This window comes from Methylobacterium sp. CM6257, from assembly GCF_054611515.1.
Window position 1 is genome coordinate 5731664 of the sequence record NZ_CM137735.1, and the last position, 15243, is coordinate 5746906.

The window sequence follows — 15243 nt, forward strand, 5'->3', positions numbered from 1 at the left end:
AGCGTGGGATCCCGGAGGATACGCCGCGATGGATTCGGATACGCTGTCCCGCCGCACCCTGCGCTTCGTCAACATCGCGCACGCCCTCGACCATTTCGTGCTGTTGATCTACCCGACGGCGGTCATCGCCATCGCCGCCCAGACGGGACTGGGCTACGGCGAGCTCATCGGGCTCGCCACCGGCGCCTTCGTGGCCTTCGGCCTGTGCTCGCTGCCGATGGGCTGGCTCGCGGACCGGTTCGGACGCCGCACCATGCTGGCGGTCTTCTTTCTCGGCTACGGATTGTCCTGCCTCGGCGTGGCGAGCGCCTCGACGCCGCTGAGCTTCGCCCTCTGGCTCTGCGTGCTCGGCCTCGCCTCGGCGATCTACCACCCGGTGGGCTCGACCATGCTGGTCACCCATGCACGCCGGCTCGGGCGCGACCTCGGCATCAACGGCGTCTGGGGCAATTTCGGTGCAGCCTCGGCGTCCGGCGTCACCGCGCTGCTCGCCGCCACCGCCGGTTGGCGCGCGGCCTTCGTGGTGCCGGGCCTCGTCTGTCTCGCCTGCGGGGCCGCCTTCCTGGCGCTGGTGCCGGGCGACGGCGAGACCGCAGGCAAGAAGGCCGGGGGCGCGGCTGTCATTCCGGTGACCCGACCGTGGGCGCTGATGGCGATGTTCGCCCTGTCGATCTTCGCCGGCGGCCTGACCTTCAACCTGACGACAATCAGTCTGCCCAAGGTGATCGACGAAGGGATCGGCCAGGCGCTGCCGCTGGCCCTCACCGGCTCGCTCGCGACTCTGGTGTTCCTATTCGGCGCGCTGATGCAGCTGGCGATGGGCCGCCTGATTGACCGCTACAGCCTGCCGTCCCTGTTCGTGGCGCTCTCGGTGCTGCAGCCGCTGGGGCTCGGGATCGCGTCCGTCGCCACCGGCCTGCCGCTGCTCGCCGGGCTCGTCCTCGCCATGACGGCGATCTACGGGCAGGTGGTGATCAATGACGCGATGATCGCCCGCTACGTGCCGCCCGCCTATCGGGCGCGGGCCTACAGCGTGCGCTACTTTGTGGGTTTCACGGCGAGCGGCTTCGTGGTGCCGGCCATCGCGCTCCTGCACGATCGCGGCGGCTTCGCGCTGGTCCTCGGCGTCGCCTCCGCCTGCGGAGCCGTGATCTGGCTCTCGGCGCTCGGCTTCCTCAAACTGACGCAGGGCGGCGGGCGGCCCACCCTGGCGGCCGCGGAGTAGCAGGGCCGTTTGCGGGTCCGGGCCGACGCTGCTACGCGCGGCGGCAATCCGACCCGCGAGCACCCCGTGACCGAATTGTCCCTCGTCATCCGGCCTGAGCGGCCGGAGGACGCCCCCGCCATCGACCGTCTCCAGGCCCGGGCCTTCGGCCCCGGCCGCTTCGCCCGAACCGCCTACCGCCTCCGCGAGGGCGCGGTCGAGCGAATGGATCTCGGCGTCACTGCCTCGGTGGGCAGCTTCCTGGTCGGCTCGGTGCGGATGGGTCCGGTGCGGACCGGAACGACGCCCTTTGTGATGCTCGGTCCGCTGGCGGTGGATCCGAGCTTCGAGGGCCGCGGGATCGGCAGCACCCTGACCCGCGCGGCGATCGAGGCGGCCCGTCAGGCCGGCGAGGGTCTGGTGATCCTGGTGGGCGATGCGCCCTACTACGCGCGCTTTGGGTTCACGCCGGTCCCGCCGGGACGCTTGGTGCTGCCGGGCCCGGTCGATCCGGCGCGCCTGTTGTGGCTGGAGCTGGAAGCGGGCTTTCGCGAACGCGTCTCCGGCCTCGTCGAGGCCGTGCGCGCTGGGGGCCCGGGCCTCCCTGCATGAATGACCCCCCGCCCGATCACGCGATCGGGCGGGGCGGCCGTTCTGCCGCTAGCGGTGCGTGCCGGAACCGCTGGTCCCGGAAGTGCCCGAGGTCCCGGTTCCCGAGCCGCCCATCCGCGACGTCGAGCCGGTCGACTCCGAGGTGCCGGACTTCATCTCATGGCCAGGCGCGTAACCGGATGCGCCGGGGCTGCCCGCCTTACTCCCGTGCTCCTGCATCTCGTGACCCGGTGTCCGGGACGATGCACCCTGCTCGGCCGCGAAGGCGCTTCCGCCGAGGGCCAACGTAGCGAGGACGATGATCGGCAAGCGCTGCATGGCATGTCTCCTGTGAGTTAGGGCCTCTCAATGCCCGACCCGCCGAGACCGTTCCGAGCTTGCGGCTCAGCCGTCCGGCCCCGGCCCGCCGCGTTCACGCCCGCCGGAGCGCCAGCGCCGCGATCAGTCCGGCCGACAACAGGGCCAGCGCCACCGGTGTCGCCGAGGTCGCCGGCCAGGCGGAGGCCGCGGCCGTGAACAGCGCCCCGAAGGTCATCTGCGTGAAGCCGTAGAGGCTGGAGGCGGAGCCGGCCGCGTGCGGATCGACATTCATCAGCCCGGCCACCGCGTTGGGGCTGAGCAGCCCGACGCCCACGGCGTAGGCGATGAGCGGAACGATCAGGCTCACGACGCCGAGCATCCCGGTGCGGTCCACCACCAGCAGCGTCAGCGCCGAAACGATGCAGAGGAGATTGCCGCTCCGCGCCGCCCTGCGGATCGGCACCCGCGCGGCGAGCCGGCTCGCCAGCACCGCGCCGCCGACCATCCCGAATACCACGATCAGGCAGTCGAACCCGACCTCCTGCGAGGAGCGCCCGAGCCGGTCCACGAGAAGGAACGGCGCCACCGCCAGGAAGGCGTAGAGGCTCGTGCCGCCGCAGGCTCCCGCCACCAAGTAGGCGCGAAAGACCGGGATCCGCGCGAGCCGCAGGTAGCCCGAGAGCACCGCCGCGAAGCCCGGCAGGGCCACCTTGTGCCGGTTGGTCTCGGGCAGGGTGAACACAACCAGCGCGCCCAGCACGGCCACGAGGATGGCCAGCACCACGAACACGACCCGCCAGCCGAAGGCCTCGTTCACCACCCCACCAATGGCGGGAGCCAGCGCCGGGGTAAGCGTCATCGCGGTGGTCAGGATCGCGAGCTTCCGGGCCGCGTCCTCACGGGTCGAGACGTCGCGCACCATGGCGCGGCCGATCACCAGCGAGCCGCAGGCCCCGAGCGATTGCAGGACGCGCGCGACGAGGAGCACGCCGATATTCGGCGCGGGGATCGCGACCAGAAGCCCGGCGAGATAGAGACCCAGCCCGCCAATCAGGATCGGCCGCCGTCCATACCGGTCCGAGAGCGGTCCGTAGAGGAGCTGACCGCCCGCTAGCCCGATCAGGTAGACGGTGATCGTGAGTTGTGCGCCGGACGCGTTGGTGCCGAGGTCGGCGGCGGCGGCAGCGAGCGCCGGCACGAAGATGTGCAGCGCCACCGTCCCGGTCATGGTCACAGCGACGAGCAGCGGCAGGGGAGCCCGGCGCTCCCCCGCATCGGGACTTCGCTCTGGCAAGGGAGATCCTTCGCGGTTCTGCGGCCCGGACAGATTTCGGGGCGCGGCCGCTTTAAGGCAAAGGCCGGGCCCGGAGCCATGCCGCCAGAACGCGCCTGACGCGCACGACCTCAGCCCTCCCGGTTCAATGCCCTCGGAGCCCGGCCGGCCCCTACTCCTTCGGGGTCGGCAGGGGCGCGTTCATGTCCTTGGTCGGGCCGCCGACTTCGAGATCCTTCGCCCGATCGACCGCCTCGGGATTGGCCTGGGCTGGCGGCTCCTTGGCGACCGGCGACGAAGGCGCGGTCGGCTCCGGGGGGATCAGGCTCGACGGAGCGCCCTGCTGGTCGCTGTCATGGGCGCTGGCCGGCGGCGACGGCGCGTTGCGATCGCTCGACTCGCCGGTCGTACGCGGGCTGCCGGGAGACTTCTCCTCGACCGGCTTGGCGGTGCTGGTATCGGCCGGCTTGGCCGGGCTGTCCTTGCCGTCGGACGGCTTGGACGCGGCGGGCTTCGCGGCGGACGGCTTGTCGCCGGCGGGCTTGTCCTCGGGCTTCGCCGCCGCCGGAGCGGCCGCCGGGGCTGCATCGCTCTTCTCGACGGCTGGCAGCGGCTTGGGATCATCCGCGTTGGAACGCAGGTAGGCGATGACGTTGGCGCGCTCCTGCGGCGAAGCGATGCCGGCGAACGCCATCTTGGTGCCCTTCACGTAAGCCTTTGGATTGGCGAGGAACGCGTCGAGATCCGCGTAGGTCCAGGCGCCGCCCTTCTCCTTCAGGGCCGCCGAGTAATCGAAGCCGGGATGCGAGCCCTTCGGCCGCTCCACGACGCCGTAGAGATCCGGGCCGACCTTGTTGGGGCCGCCCTTCTCGAAATTATGGCAGGCATGGCAGGCCTTGGTGCCGGCCTCGCCCTTCTCGACATTGGCGCTGGCCAGCCGCACCGCGATCGGCTCGACCTTGGCCTCCGGGGCCGCCGCGGCAGCCTCCGGCTGCGGCTCGGGCAGATCGTAGCCGGCTTTGCCGGCCGGCCTTGGATGGTAGATCAATTCGGCCACGAACCCCGATCCGGCCGCGAACAGCAGGGCCCCGAGCACGGCGCCCAGGACTTTGTTCACCTCGAACGAGTTCATGCTCTTCTCGCGACTCGGCCCGGACCGATCGCGCGCCTGGTTCGGGCGAGCAGGCTCGGACACCGGACATTGGAAGATTTCGCGGTTGCCTTAGCGGTTCCAGGCGGTTCCTGACAATGCCGCCAGAGCGGTCCGCGGCGCTCCGGCGCAGGATTGTTCAACCGAATCGGCCAAGCTGTCACCGAACGGCATCTTTTCTCCGGCCCGGCGCCCGGCGGCCGCGGGGGACGACAACCGGGAGCCAGCCTGTTAAGCAGCCGCCCCACATGCGGAGGCGGCCTGCGGGCCCGCTGTCCCGGATGTGCGCTCCCAGGTCCGATTCCCCATGTCCGATCCCCTGGTCCTGATTCCGGCCCGCCTCGCCGCGACGCGCCTGCCGAACAAGCCGCTCGCCGACATCGCCGGCGAGGCCATGATCGTCCATGTCTGGCGCCGGGCCGTGGAGGCCGGCATCGGACCCGTGGTGGTGGCCACCGATACGGCGGAGATCGCCCGGACCGTGGAGGCGGCGGGCGGCCTCGCGGTGATGACCCGGGCCGACCACCCGTCCGGCTCCGACCGGCTCGCCGAGGCGCTGGAGATCGTCGATCCGGAGGGGCGCCATGACGTGGTCGTCAACGTGCAGGGCGACCTCCCGACCATCGACCCGGCGATCATCGGGGCTTCCGTCGCGCCGCTCGCCGACCGGACGGTGGATATCGTCACCCTGTGCGCGCCGATCACCGACCCGCACGAGGCCGACAACCCGAACGTGGTCAAGCTGGTGGGTCACACGGTCGGCCCCGGGCGTCTGCGCGCGCTCTACTTCACCCGCGCCCGCGCCCCCTGGGGCGACGGGCCGCTCTGGCACCATATCGGCCTCTACGCCTACCGCCGCCCGGCGCTGAGCCGCTTCGTCGCCCTGCCCCCGGGCGAGCTGGAGGTCCGGGAGAAGCTCGAGCAGCTGCGGGCGCTGGAAGCCGGGATGCGCATCGACGCCGCCATCGTCGACGACCTGCCGCTGGGCGTCGACACCCCCGCCGATCTGGAGCGCGCCCGCGCCCTGCTCCAGAGCCGCCGGCTGAACTGAATCAGCGAACGAATCCTGGCCGAGATGACAGACCGCACCATCGCCTATCAGGGTGAGCCCGGGGCCAACTCACACATCATCTGCGCGGAGGCGTATCCGGACTGGACGCCGCTGCCCTGCAACACCTTCGAGGACGCCTTCGCGGCCGTGACCGAGGGCCGGGCCCAGCGGGCGATGATCCCGATCGAGAACTCGATCGCGGGCCGCGTCGCCGACATCCACCACCTGATCCCGCTCTCGCCGCTGCACATCGTGGCCGAGCACTTCCTGCCGATCCACTTCCAGCTGATGGTGCTGCCGGGCACGAAGGTCGAGGCGCTGCGGAGTGTCCACAGCCATGTCCACGCCCTGGGCCAGTGCCGCCGGATCATTCGTCGCCTCGGGCTGAAGGCCGTTGTGGCGGGTGACACAGCCGGCGCGGCGCGCGAGATCGCCGAGATCGGCGACCCGAGCCGGGCCGCGCTGGCGCCCGCCCTCGCCGCCGAGGTCTACGGCCTCGACATCCTGGAGCGCGACGTCGAGGACGAGGCGCACAACACCACCCGCTTCGTGGTGTTCTCCCCCGAGCCCGAGCCGGTCGCGCCCGGGACCGAGCCCTGCGTGACGAGCTTCGTCTTCCGCGTCCGCAACATCCCGGCCGCGCTCTACAAGGCGCTCGGCGGCTTCGCGACGAACGGCGTCAACATGTCGAAGCTCGAGAGCTACATGATGGACGGCGAGTTCACCGCCACGCAGTTCTACGCCGAGGTCGACGGCCATCCTGAGGATCCCGGCCTAAGCCGGGCGCTGGACGAGCTGAGCTTCTTCTCCCGCGAATTGCGGGTGATCGGCACCTACCCGGCCCACCCGTTCCGCGAGGCGGCGCGGCCGGCGGCGGAGTAGCGCCCGCTACTCCCGCCGCAACACCCGGTCCACGGCCAGATCCGACCAGAAGCCCGGCCGGAAGTCGCGCTTGAGCGCCTCCGGATCGTAGACGGTCTCGACCCAGGTCAGGAAATCGATGCCCTTGGCTTCCCCTTCCAGGCGGTAGCGGGCGAAGAAGGCGTCGAGGATGCCGGTCTTGGCGAAGCGGAGATGGCCGTAGCGGGCCGAGAGCTGCCGGGCGGCCTCGGCCACCGGACGGCCCTCGTGCAGGATCAGGTAGAGGGCCGAGGCGAGGCCGGCCCGGTCGGCGCCCGACTTGCAGTGCATCACGGCCGGGTATTCGACGCTTGCGAAGAAGGCCTTTGCGCCCAGGATAGTGTCCCGGTCGGGAGCCTCCCGGGAGCGCAGCACGAATTCCCGCAGGATGAGGCCGTGGCGCTCGCAGGCCTCGCGCTGCAGCGGCCAGGACCCGTGCTCGCGGCCGCCGCGCAGGGAGATGATCGTCCGCACCCCCTCGGCGCGGAACCGGGCGAGCTGATGCGGGCCGGGCTGGGCCGAGCGCCAGAGCTCGCCCGAACCCACCCGGTGACGGTTGAGATAGGCGAGGCGGAACACGCCGTGATCCATCAGCAGCATGTTCGCCCAGGCCCTCAGCCGGTCGCCGGGCCCCGCGATCGGCCGCTCGAAGCGGGCGATCCGGGCCATGCGCCGCGCGTAGCGCGTCTCGGGCTTGAGAAGGCGGTTGAACACGGGCTTGCTGCCGAGGGAACGAACCCGGGCTCTACCAGCCACCCGGAACGGCCGCAATTCGCGCCGGCGTCCCGCCCTCCGCCGGCGCTCCCGGAAACCGGCGCCGATCTTGCCTTCACTCCGCCCGGATCGGCATCGAACCTGGGCGGACCGCGCGGGTTATCCGCCGGTCGGACCACGGGAGGCCGGAAGCCCATGAGCACGCGCACCACGAGCATCCGCCGGGCCCGCGAGGCCGATCTCGGCGGCTTGTCGAAGGTGTTCGATGCGTCGTGGCGCGAGGCCTATCGCGGCATCATCCCGGGCGTCGCCCTGGAGCGGCTGATCGCCGGTCGGGACCGCGCCTGGTGGCGCGGCGCCCTGCGCCGCGGACGGCCGATCGCCGTGGTGGAGACGGGCGATCTCGTGGTCGGCTACGCGGCCTACGGGCGCACGCGCAGCCGCGCGCTCGGCACGGAGGCCGAGATCGACGAGCTCTACCTCCTGCCGGAATATCAGGGTCTCGGCCTGGGCCGTCGCCTGTTCCGGGCGGTACGCAACGACCTCACGGACCACGGCTTAACTCAACTCGGGGTCTGGAGCCTGGAGGAGAATGTCCGCGCCGGCGCCTTCTACGAGGGGCTCGGCGGCCGGGCCGGCCCGCGGGTGATGGACCGGGTGGCGGGGATCGCGCTGCCCAAGGTTGGCTACCTGTTCGGCTGACGTTTTCCAGCCCGCGTTGCCGGCTCGCGCCCAATTCAGATTTGCATCGCCGGGCCTAGTCTCTAAGACGGCGGGGAAGCGGAGCAGCCCGCGTTCCGGAAGCGACACGCCATGAAGATCGACGCCATCCCGCTCGGCAAGAAGCCGCCGCACGACGTCAACGTGATCGTCGAGGTGCCGCTCGGCGGCGAGCCGATCAAGTACGAGATGGACAAGGAATCCGGGGCGCTGGTCGTCGACCGTTTCCTCTACACGCCGATGTTCTACCCGGGAAATTACGGCTTCATCCCCCACACCCTGTCGGGCGACGGCGACCCCTGCGACGTGCTGGTGGCTAACACCCGCGCCGTGGTGCCGGGCGCGATCATCAGCGCGCGGCCCGTGGGCGTGATGGTGATGCAGGACGAGGGCGGCGAGGACGAGAAGATCATCGCGGTCCCCTCCCGCCACCTGACCAAGCGCTACGATCGGGTCGAGAACTACACTGACCTGCCCGAGATCACGATCCACCAGATCCAGCACTTCTTCGAGCACTACAAGGATCTGGAACCCGGCAAGTGGGTCAAGTTCGTCCGCTGGGGCGACAAGGAGGAGGCCCACCGGCTGATCGAAGAGGCGATCGAGCGCGGCAAGGCCAAGAAGTAACCGGAGCCGGCCGCTCCTCCGCGGGGAGCGGCCGCTCGCGCTCAACCGTCGATGCGGCGCAGCCCGGCCCGGTAGCGCCGGGCATTCTCCACGTAGCGTTGGGCGGCCTGCCGCAACCCTTCGGTGGCGGCCTCGTCGAGGGTGCGCACGGCCTTGGCCGGCGCCCCGACGATGAGACTGTGATCCGGGAAGGTCTTGCCTTCGGTGACCAGCGCGTTGGCGCCGACGAGGCAGCCGCGGCCGATCACGGCCCCGTTGAGCACCGTCGCGCCCATGCCGATGAGGCTGCCGTCGCCGATCGTGCAGCCGTGGACGATCGCCCCGTGGCCCACCGTCACGTCTTCCCCGATGTTCAACGGGAAGCCGGGGTCGACATGCATGATCACCCCCTCCTGAACGTTGGAGCGGTCGCCGATGCGGATCGGCTCGTTGTCGCCGCGCAGGGCCGCGCCGAACCAGATCCCGACATCGAGGCCGAGATGGACGCGGCCGATCACCTGCGCGTCGGGCGCGATCCAGACCCGGTCGGGATCGGCGAGAGCCGGCACGTGATCGTCGAGGGCGTAGAGCGGCATGGCTGGCTTTCGTAGGAGCTGAAGCGCGGGGACTGGGCGTCCGGCGGCTCCGGGTCCCGCAACGGACGGGATCGGGTCCGAGGATCATCGCCTGTCGCCGGAATGGCACAGGATCCGCCGGCCTGCCAATGTTAAGCACGGCTCGCAATCGGGCCGGGCGCTGCGGTGGAGGAAGACCGCCGCACACCGGTCGCCGAGGCGTATGATGTGTTGGCCTTCTCACCTGAAGCCCGCGCGGGCGGCAGGTGGCAGCCGGATCGAGGCGGATGATGCGGCGCTCGGCACCGATCGGTTTCCTGGGGCTGCTGCTGGCGCAGCCGGTCTCGGCAGCGGACCTGCGCGAGGTTCGGCCCGCCAGCGGCTTCAATGCGACCTGCGAGGATCTCGGAACCTTCTGCTACGCCGAGGCCTGTGGCGGTGACCAGATCGAAGCGGCACAGAAATGCCGGGCGCTCTGCCCGAGCGCCGCAATCATGAGCGTCGTTCCGGCGGCCTGCCGACGCTCCGATGCACGGCCGGTCACCGTCCTTCGGCGGCGGGGCTGAGATTTCAGAACGCTCCGACGCGGCGCCACCAGCGCACGATCAATTTTCCACCAGAAAGATTCCCGGCTCCCGCGGCAACAAAACGCAGGAGGGCGCATTAAATGTTCTCGAACAGTCGATTTTTAGAGTCAGGGACGCGGAAAAATGCTCGCGAAGGCGTGCGCGAACCGCGAGCAAACCATGCTGAAAAGTGATCTGGTGCCCCCCCAGACAGGTCCGGACGCCGATCCGGTCCTGTACGGGGTCGCGGCGGCCCTGGCGACACTGTTTCCACCCGTATCGTCACACGGCCAGAGCACGGCCGAGACTGGCACGCCACGCGAATCCGAGACCGACCGAGAGGCATCGGGCTTGCGCTGAGCGGGTAGGGCTCTGCCGAGAGCGCGCCCGCGGTCAGGCAGCGAGCCGGGCAATCAGAAGAAGCGTCGCCAGCACCGGAACGGCTGTGGCGAGCCACAGCGCGCCGGGATGAAAGCCCGCCGGCCCGGTGAAACGCAGGGTCCGCGTCACGCCGGGGCGCAGGTTCTCCTCGCGTCCGATACCGATCCCGACTGGCATCCGTCGCCTCCTCGCTCGTCGAGGAGTTAGGCTCGGTGACACTCAAGACCGTCTGAATCGGCGGCCGCCTTCGCGTGGCGTGGTAAACCGATCCTTGACCGCCTCGTTCCGCGTATCGGCACCAGGGCGATGCGCGACGTCCTCGTCATGCATCGCCTTCGCCCGAAGGACGGGATCGGGCTTCGGGACGATGCCCTAGAACGATGCCCTAAAGGGCGCGGTCGAACTTCAGCTCGCCGTTGGGGCTCTTCAGGACCAGCTGCGAGCCGACGATGTCCCACACCGCCGACGTGCGCAGGGCGATGAAGAAGGCCTGCTCGGATGCCGCCAGACCCTTGTCGCAGCTCTTCTTGGTCAGCGCGAGCGGGCCGACCGCGATGTGCTGCTCCTTGAGCGGGAAGGCGGTGGCCGCGAAGGTGTTACAACCGCCGTAGCCGCGGGCGCGGTACTGCTTGTCGATGATGAAGCTCGGACGGTCGCCGCCGGTGAACGGCTTGCCGTTGAGGCTCACGGCCGTCCAGGTCGAATCGAGCGGGAACATCTTCTCGCTGGCCTTCGCCTGCGGCACATATTGCGGCTTCTTCTCGTCCTCGCCGCCGGGGCGGCGATTGCCGCGGCCGAAGCCCGTCGGGGAACCGCCCATCTGGGCCTGCGCCTGTGTCGCCGCGGATAGGTCCAGAGCCAGCACGGCACAGGCCAAGGTCGCGATCAGCACCCCTCTCATCGTTCAGTCCCCATCTCGCGCGCTCTGCGCTCAGGTCATCCCCAGCTCGGAAGTGCCGCACCTGCGGCACGTCCCGTGCCTCGCATGGCGGCTGTTCCGAATCCATGCGTTGTGGCGGATGCGACAGGATTTCAGCACAATTATGGTCGTGCTTCGTCTGCGTCCGCTCGGAAACGATCGGCGGCGGACGTCGTTGTTGATCATCGCGGATCAGGAGGGGTGGCTTTGGCAGGATCGGACGAGGGCGCGCAGAGCGGGACGAGCCCACGCGTGATGAGCCCCGCGCAGTCGCGGGCGGCCCGCGGGCTGCTCGGATGGTCCGAGGCGGACCTCGCCGCCAAGGTCCGCCTCGACGAGCGGCTCGTGCGCGACTTCGAGGGCGGGTACGGCGACGCGCCGAGCGGGCAGATCGAGGCCCTGCGGAGCGCGCTCTGCGCGGCCGGGATCGTGTTCTCCGAAGAGCCGAGTCCGGGCGTCCATCTCGCGGCCCGGTCAGGTCCCGACGAGGGGACCCGCCCCGACGCGCTCACCACCGAGAACGACCGGTAGCGGCTTCGGGAACCCGAACGCGCCGCTCATGGCGCGTTCAGCCGCCGAGGCGGATAGCGGGCCGGTCAACCTGCTCGCCGTCCCTGGAGCGATCCGTGACCGACTCCCTCAACAACCTGTTCCGGAACGGCGCCCGTTCCGCTCTCGTCGCGGTGCAGAAGGCGGCTCGCTGATGCGCGCCGACGCTTTCCTGGCGGCCGCGGACGCGCTTCCCCTGGCGAGCCTCGACGACTTGGTGGGGCCCGGCGGCCTCGTGGTCGTCGCCCCCCATCCCGACGACGAGAGTCTGGGCTGCGGCGGCCTGATCGCCGCGGCGCGGGCAGCCGGACGGCACGTGCACCTCGTCGTGGTGAGCGACGGCTGCGGTTCGCACACCCATTCCCGCCTTTATCCGCCCGAGAAGCTGCGCGCTCTGCGTGAGGCCGAGACCGTGCGGGCGGTGGCGGTTCTCGGCCTCTCGGCGGCCGATGTCACCTTCCTGCGCTTGCCCGATGCCCACGTGCCGAGCGAAGGGCAGGCGGCCGAAGCAGCCGCCGGCGCGGTCGCGCAGGCGGTGGTCGCCCGCGGCGCCAGCGCGGTCTTCGTGACGTGGCGGCACGATCCCCATTGTGACCACAAGGCCGCCGCCGCCATCGTCGGCCTGGCACGGCCGCAGATGCCGGGCGTGCGGGTCTACGAGTACCCGGTCTGGGGCTGGACGCTGCCGCCCGAGACCGAGGTCGGAGCCGCACCGGCGGGCGCGCGCCTCGACGTCGCCGCCTACCGGGAGACCAAGGCCCGCGCGGTGGCAGCCCACGAATCACAGACCACCGACCTGATCTCGGACGATCCCCAGGGATTCCGGCTCGAGCCCGCGATGATCGACCGGCTCTGCGGACCCTACGAGCGCTTCGTCGCGGTTGCCGCATGACCCGGCGCACGGAAACCGTGCCGGGCGACTACTTCGTCGGCATCTATAACGGCGACCCGGACCCATGGCGCTTCGCCACCTCACCCTACGAGCGCGACAAGTACGCGGCGACGCTCGGGTGCTTGCCGCGCCCGCGCTACCGGTCCGCCTTCGAGCCGGCCTGCTCGATCGGGGTGTTCACGCGTGCCCTGTCCGAGCGCTGCGACCGGCTGCTCGCGACCGATCTGGTCCCGGCGGCCGCGGAGGCCGCCCGGGCCCGCTGCGCCGACCGGCTGAACGTCGAGATCCGGCAGGGTGCCGTGCCGGCCGACTGGCCCGAAGGCCGGTTCGACCTGATCGTGCTGTCCGAGTTCCTGTATTTCCTGGCGTCCCCGGATTTGGCGGACTTGGTGCGCCGCGTCGGCGAGACGATCGAGCCGGGCGGCGACATGGTACTGGTGCACTGGCTCGGCGAGACCGACTTCCCGCAATCGGGCGACGCCGCCGCCGCGGCCTTCATCCAACTGGCCGCGCCGTTCGCCGAGGTCCTGCACCAGTCCCGGACGCCCGACTACCGGATCGACGTCCTGCGCGCCGGAGCCGGGGCGTGAGCACGGCGGTCATCACCCTCAACAAGGGCCGGCGCGCGCATCTCACCCGCCTGCTCGAAGGCCTCGGCCGCGGCGCGCCGCCCGACATCTGTATCGTCGTGGAGATCGGCGGCGACGACGCGCCCTTCCCGCCCCTGCCCTTCCCGGTCGAGCGGGTGCCGTTCCCGCATGCCGGCCTGCCGCTGGCGGCAGCGCGCAATGCCGGTCGCGGGGCGGCCCGGGCCGACACGCTGATCTTCCTCGATGTCGATTGCATCCCCTCCGCGGGCCTCGTCGCCGGCCTGTCTCGGGCGGCGGCCGAGCGTGATGGCCTGATCTGCTGCGAGATCGGCTACCTGCCGGCCGGCGCCGTCACGGATGACTGGCGCGAGGCCGACCTGGAGCGGCTCGGCTGGCCGCACCCGGTCCGGTCCTTTCCCTCCGCGGGCGCGGTGGCGCCGGCGCCGCAGCCCGGCCTCTTCTGGTCGCTGGCCTTCGCGGTGCGCGCCGCCACCTACGACCGGCTCGGCGGCTTCGACGAAACGTTCTCGGGCTATGGGGCGGAGGATACGGACCTCGCCTTCCGGGCGGACAGGGCCGGCGTGCCGATCCTGTTCCTCGGCGGCCCGCGGGCCTATCACCAGCATCATCCGGGCTACGATCCGCCGCTGCAGCATTTCCGCGATATCGTCGTCAATGCCGCCCGCTTCCACGCCCGTCACGGCTTCTGGCCGATGGATGGCTGGCTCGACGGGTTCGCCCGGCTCGGGCTGATCGAGGCGGACAGGTCGGGAGGAATCGTGGTCCGTCGCGACCCGACACCCGCCGAGATCGCGGCCGCGCGACTGCCGGACGCGCGACCGTTCTGAACGAGCGGTCGGGCTGGACGTTTTGGAGACGCGGCCCGTCGAGCTCGAAGGCGAAGCCGATTTTCAACGATTGACTGTCATGACGGCAATGGCGGGCCTGCGTAACCGGCCCGCGGAGCCCGCGTATCCATGGCCAACACCGCAGCGCCCGCAAGCCCGGTCTCGTCCGGACTCGCGGCCGGAATTCCGCTCCTCGCAGCCGTCGAGGGACTGGCCAAGGCGCTGTTCGCGGCCTTCATCTTCTTCGCCTGCTTCGCCTTCTCGGAAACCTCGCCCTACGACGCGGTGGCGATCCCGACGATCCTGCTGTGGCTCTGCCTCGGCGTGCGCCTGTACCGGGGTGCCCTGCCGCTGCTGGCGCTCCTGCTGCTCTATCTCGCGGCGATCGTCACGGCGCTGCTTCCGTACCTGAACGAAGACTTCCCGGTCACCTGGACGGTCCAGCTGATCTACCTCGCGGTCACCTGCCTCTTCTTCGCGATGTTCTTCGCGGACGACACCCACGCCCGGATGGAGCTGGCGCTCAAGGCCTATACGGCGAGCTGCGTCTTCTCGGCCGCACTCGGCATCGTCGGCTACCTGCAATGGCTCGGGATCGAGGACCTGTTCTACAAGTACGACCGCGCCTCGGGGACCTTCCAGGACCCGAACGTGTTCGGCTCGTTCCTGACGCTCGGCGCCCTCTACCTGATGCACGGCCTGCTCACCGGCACCGCGCGGCGGCCGCTGGCGTCGCTCGCCGGCCTGCTGATCATCATGGCCGGCATCTTCCTGTCGTTCTCGCGCGGGTCCTGGGGCGGAAGCGTCGTGGCCGTGCTCCTCATGGTCGGTTCGGTCTACGCGGGCAGCCGCTCCGTCCGCCTGCGCCGCCGCATCGTCCTCCTGACCCTCGCGACGGTCGTGCTCGGTACGATCGCGGTGATCGGCCTGCTGTCGGTCGAGCACGTGCACAAGATGTTCGAGACCCGTGCCGCCCTGACCCAGGATTACGACCAGGGCGAAACCGGCCGTTTCGGCAACCAGATCCGGGGCATTGCCATGCTGCTGGAGCGTCCGTTCGGGATGGGTCCCATGCACTGGCGGCTGGTCTTCGGGCTGGAGCCGCACAACTCCTACATCGGCTCCTTCGCCAATGGCGGCTGGCTGGGAGGCGCGGTGTTCATCGGCCTGGTGCTGACCACGAGCGTCGTCGGATTCCGGCTGCTGGCGCGGCCGTCGCCATTCCGGACGCATGCGCAGATCGTCTGGCCGGCGCTGCTGATGTTCTTCCTGCAGGCCTTCCAGATCGACATCGAGAAGTGGCGCCACGTCTACATGATGCTCGGCATGGTCTGGGCGCTGGAAGCTGCACGACTACGCGTGGCCAGGTCGCAGGGCCGACTCGCTTGAAACG

General features: G+C 70.4%; 20 protein-coding genes. 13 read left to right on the forward strand and 7 right to left on the reverse strand.

What is annotated here, in order from left to right; all coding sequences use genetic code 11:
* The first annotated feature begins 28 nt into the window (after positions 1-28).
* Together ACYCO6_RS27910 and ACYCO6_RS27915 are read left to right on the forward strand one after the other, a co-directional pair.
* Positions 29-1225, forward strand: a complete 1197-nt coding sequence (locus tag ACYCO6_RS27910) for an MFS transporter (RefSeq protein WP_459765386.1) — start codon at positions 29-31, stop codon at positions 1223-1225.
* A 66-nt stretch (positions 1226-1291) separates the two neighbouring features.
* A complete protein-coding gene (locus ACYCO6_RS27915; RefSeq protein ID WP_459765388.1) occupies positions 1292-1816 on the forward strand; it encodes a GNAT family N-acetyltransferase in 525 nt (174 codons plus the stop codon).
* 48 nt (positions 1817-1864) lie between these two features.
* On the opposite strand, the gene ACYCO6_RS27920 is transcribed toward ACYCO6_RS27915, so the two are convergent.
* The 3 genes from ACYCO6_RS27920 to ACYCO6_RS27930 form a co-directional block, all read right to left on the reverse strand.
* Complete coding sequence (locus ACYCO6_RS27920) at positions 1865-2134, reverse strand: hypothetical protein (protein WP_459765390.1); 270 nt, start codon at positions 2132-2134, stop codon at positions 1865-1867.
* 94 nt (positions 2135-2228) lie between these two features.
* Positions 2229-3410 carry a multidrug effflux MFS transporter gene (locus tag ACYCO6_RS27925; RefSeq protein ID WP_459765392.1) on the reverse strand — a complete coding sequence of 394 codons (1182 nt, stop codon included), beginning with the start codon at positions 3408-3410 and terminating at the stop codon, positions 2229-2231.
* 151 nt (positions 3411-3561) lie between these two features.
* Positions 3562-4521, reverse strand: coding sequence for a c-type cytochrome (locus tag ACYCO6_RS27930; RefSeq protein ID WP_459765395.1), 960 nt, complete (start codon positions 4519-4521; stop codon positions 3562-3564).
* A 325-nt stretch (positions 4522-4846) separates the two neighbouring features.
* Between ACYCO6_RS27930 and ACYCO6_RS27935 the strand changes: the two genes are divergently transcribed.
* Positions 4847-5590 (forward strand): 3-deoxy-manno-octulosonate cytidylyltransferase, encoded by a 744-nt coding sequence (locus ACYCO6_RS27935; protein ID WP_459765397.1) that lies wholly within the window; start codon positions 4847-4849, stop codon positions 5588-5590.
* A gap of 24 nt (positions 5591-5614) precedes the next feature.
* Positions 5615-6472, forward strand: coding sequence for a prephenate dehydratase (locus ACYCO6_RS27940; protein ID WP_459765399.1), 858 nt, complete (start codon positions 5615-5617; stop codon positions 6470-6472).
* Between the two features lie 6 nt (positions 6473-6478).
* Here ACYCO6_RS27940 and ACYCO6_RS27945 read toward each other — a convergent pair whose 3' ends face one another.
* Complete coding sequence (locus ACYCO6_RS27945) at positions 6479-7204, reverse strand: tyrosine-protein phosphatase (RefSeq protein ID WP_459765401.1); 726 nt, start codon at positions 7202-7204, stop codon at positions 6479-6481.
* Between the two features lie 195 nt (positions 7205-7399).
* Between ACYCO6_RS27945 and ACYCO6_RS27950 the strand changes: the two genes are divergently transcribed.
* Together ACYCO6_RS27950 and ppa are read left to right on the forward strand one after the other, a co-directional pair.
* Positions 7400-7906 (forward strand): N-acetyltransferase family protein, encoded by a 507-nt coding sequence (locus tag ACYCO6_RS27950; RefSeq protein WP_459765403.1) that lies wholly within the window; start codon positions 7400-7402, stop codon positions 7904-7906.
* Positions 7907-8017: 111 nt separating this feature from the next.
* Positions 8018-8551: an inorganic diphosphatase gene (gene ppa, locus ACYCO6_RS27955; RefSeq protein WP_459765405.1), complete on the forward strand. Its 534-nt coding sequence runs from the start codon at positions 8018-8020 to the stop codon at positions 8549-8551.
* Between the two features lie 41 nt (positions 8552-8592).
* Here ppa and ACYCO6_RS27960 read toward each other — a convergent pair whose 3' ends face one another.
* Complete coding sequence (locus ACYCO6_RS27960; protein ID WP_459765407.1) at positions 8593-9126, reverse strand: gamma carbonic anhydrase family protein; 534 nt, start codon at positions 9124-9126, stop codon at positions 8593-8595.
* A 266-nt stretch (positions 9127-9392) separates the two neighbouring features.
* Between ACYCO6_RS27960 and ACYCO6_RS27965 the strand changes: the two genes are divergently transcribed.
* Positions 9393-9671 carry a hypothetical protein gene (locus ACYCO6_RS27965; RefSeq protein ID WP_459765409.1) on the forward strand — a complete coding sequence of 93 codons (279 nt, stop codon included), beginning with the start codon at positions 9393-9395 and terminating at the stop codon, positions 9669-9671.
* A 180-nt stretch (positions 9672-9851) separates the two neighbouring features.
* Positions 9852-10031 (forward strand): hypothetical protein, encoded by a 180-nt coding sequence (locus ACYCO6_RS27970; protein WP_459765411.1) that lies wholly within the window; start codon positions 9852-9854, stop codon positions 10029-10031.
* Positions 10032-10064: 33 nt separating this feature from the next.
* Here the strand turns inward: ACYCO6_RS27970 and ACYCO6_RS27975 are convergent, their stop codons facing one another.
* Together ACYCO6_RS27975 and ACYCO6_RS27980 are read right to left on the reverse strand one after the other, a co-directional pair.
* Positions 10065-10229, reverse strand: a complete 165-nt coding sequence (locus tag ACYCO6_RS27975; RefSeq protein WP_459765413.1) for a hypothetical protein — start codon at positions 10227-10229, stop codon at positions 10065-10067.
* Between the two features lie 208 nt (positions 10230-10437).
* On the reverse strand, positions 10438-10953 hold the full coding sequence (locus tag ACYCO6_RS27980) for an META domain-containing protein (protein WP_459765415.1): 516 nt from the start codon (positions 10951-10953) through the stop codon (positions 10438-10440).
* Between the two features lie 225 nt (positions 10954-11178).
* Here ACYCO6_RS27980 and ACYCO6_RS27985 point away from each other — a divergent pair, with 225 nt between their 5' ends.
* From ACYCO6_RS27985 to ACYCO6_RS28005, 5 genes are all read left to right on the forward strand, one after another.
* Positions 11179-11502, forward strand: coding sequence for a helix-turn-helix domain-containing protein (locus ACYCO6_RS27985; RefSeq protein ID WP_459765417.1), 324 nt, complete (start codon positions 11179-11181; stop codon positions 11500-11502).
* Positions 11503-11674: 172 nt separating this feature from the next.
* A complete protein-coding gene (locus ACYCO6_RS27990) occupies positions 11675-12412 on the forward strand; it encodes a PIG-L deacetylase family protein (RefSeq protein ID WP_459765419.1) in 738 nt (245 codons plus the stop codon).
* Positions 12409-13002: a class I SAM-dependent methyltransferase gene (locus ACYCO6_RS27995; protein WP_459765421.1), complete on the forward strand. Its 594-nt coding sequence runs from the start codon at positions 12409-12411 to the stop codon at positions 13000-13002. The genes ACYCO6_RS27990 and ACYCO6_RS27995 overlap by 4 nt, the downstream gene beginning before the upstream one ends.
* Positions 12999-13850: a glycosyltransferase family 2 protein gene (locus ACYCO6_RS28000; protein WP_459765423.1), complete on the forward strand. Its 852-nt coding sequence runs from the start codon at positions 12999-13001 to the stop codon at positions 13848-13850. Before ACYCO6_RS27995 ends, ACYCO6_RS28000 begins: the two co-directional genes overlap by 4 nt.
* 129 nt (positions 13851-13979) lie before the next feature.
* Positions 13980-15239, forward strand: a complete 1260-nt coding sequence (locus ACYCO6_RS28005; RefSeq protein WP_459765425.1) for an O-antigen ligase family protein — start codon at positions 13980-13982, stop codon at positions 15237-15239.
* Positions 15240-15243 lie beyond the last annotated feature (4 nt).

What these genes read in the sequence shown, in the direction of transcription:
- ACYCO6_RS27910 (WP_459765386.1), top strand. Translation starts at nt 29, where the DNA reads ATGGATTCGGATACGCTGTCCCGCCGCACCCTGCGCTTCGTCAACATC.
- ACYCO6_RS27920 (WP_459765390.1), bottom strand. Translation starts at nt 2,134, where the DNA reads ATGCAGCGCTTGCCGATCATCGTCCTCGCTACGTTGGCCCTCGGCGGA.
- ACYCO6_RS27930 (WP_459765395.1), bottom strand. Translation starts at nt 4,521, where the DNA reads ATGAACTCGTTCGAGGTGAACAAAGTCCTGGGCGCCGTGCTCGGGGCC.
- ACYCO6_RS27935 (WP_459765397.1), top strand. Translation starts at nt 4,847, where the DNA reads ATGTCCGATCCCCTGGTCCTGATTCCGGCCCGCCTCGCCGCGACGCGC.
- ACYCO6_RS27940 (WP_459765399.1), top strand. Translation starts at nt 5,615, where the DNA reads ATGACAGACCGCACCATCGCCTATCAGGGTGAGCCCGGGGCCAACTCA.
- ACYCO6_RS27950 (WP_459765403.1), top strand. Translation starts at nt 7,400, where the DNA reads ATGAGCACGCGCACCACGAGCATCCGCCGGGCCCGCGAGGCCGATCTC.
- ppa (WP_459765405.1), top strand. Translation starts at nt 8,018, where the DNA reads ATGAAGATCGACGCCATCCCGCTCGGCAAGAAGCCGCCGCACGACGTC.
- ACYCO6_RS27960 (WP_459765407.1), bottom strand. Translation starts at nt 9,126, where the DNA reads ATGCCGCTCTACGCCCTCGACGATCACGTGCCGGCTCTCGCCGATCCC.
- ACYCO6_RS27965 (WP_459765409.1), top strand. Translation starts at nt 9,393, where the DNA reads ATGATGCGGCGCTCGGCACCGATCGGTTTCCTGGGGCTGCTGCTGGCG.
- ACYCO6_RS27970 (WP_459765411.1), top strand. Translation starts at nt 9,852, where the DNA reads ATGCTGAAAAGTGATCTGGTGCCCCCCCAGACAGGTCCGGACGCCGAT.
- ACYCO6_RS27975 (WP_459765413.1), bottom strand. Translation starts at nt 10,229, where the DNA reads ATGCCAGTCGGGATCGGTATCGGACGCGAGGAGAACCTGCGCCCCGGC.
- ACYCO6_RS27980 (WP_459765415.1), bottom strand. Translation starts at nt 10,953, where the DNA reads ATGAGAGGGGTGCTGATCGCGACCTTGGCCTGTGCCGTGCTGGCTCTG.
- ACYCO6_RS27990 (WP_459765419.1), top strand. Translation starts at nt 11,675, where the DNA reads ATGCGCGCCGACGCTTTCCTGGCGGCCGCGGACGCGCTTCCCCTGGCG.
- ACYCO6_RS27995 (WP_459765421.1), top strand. Translation starts at nt 12,409, where the DNA reads ATGACCCGGCGCACGGAAACCGTGCCGGGCGACTACTTCGTCGGCATC.
- ACYCO6_RS28005 (WP_459765425.1), top strand. Translation starts at nt 13,980, where the DNA reads ATGGCCAACACCGCAGCGCCCGCAAGCCCGGTCTCGTCCGGACTCGCG.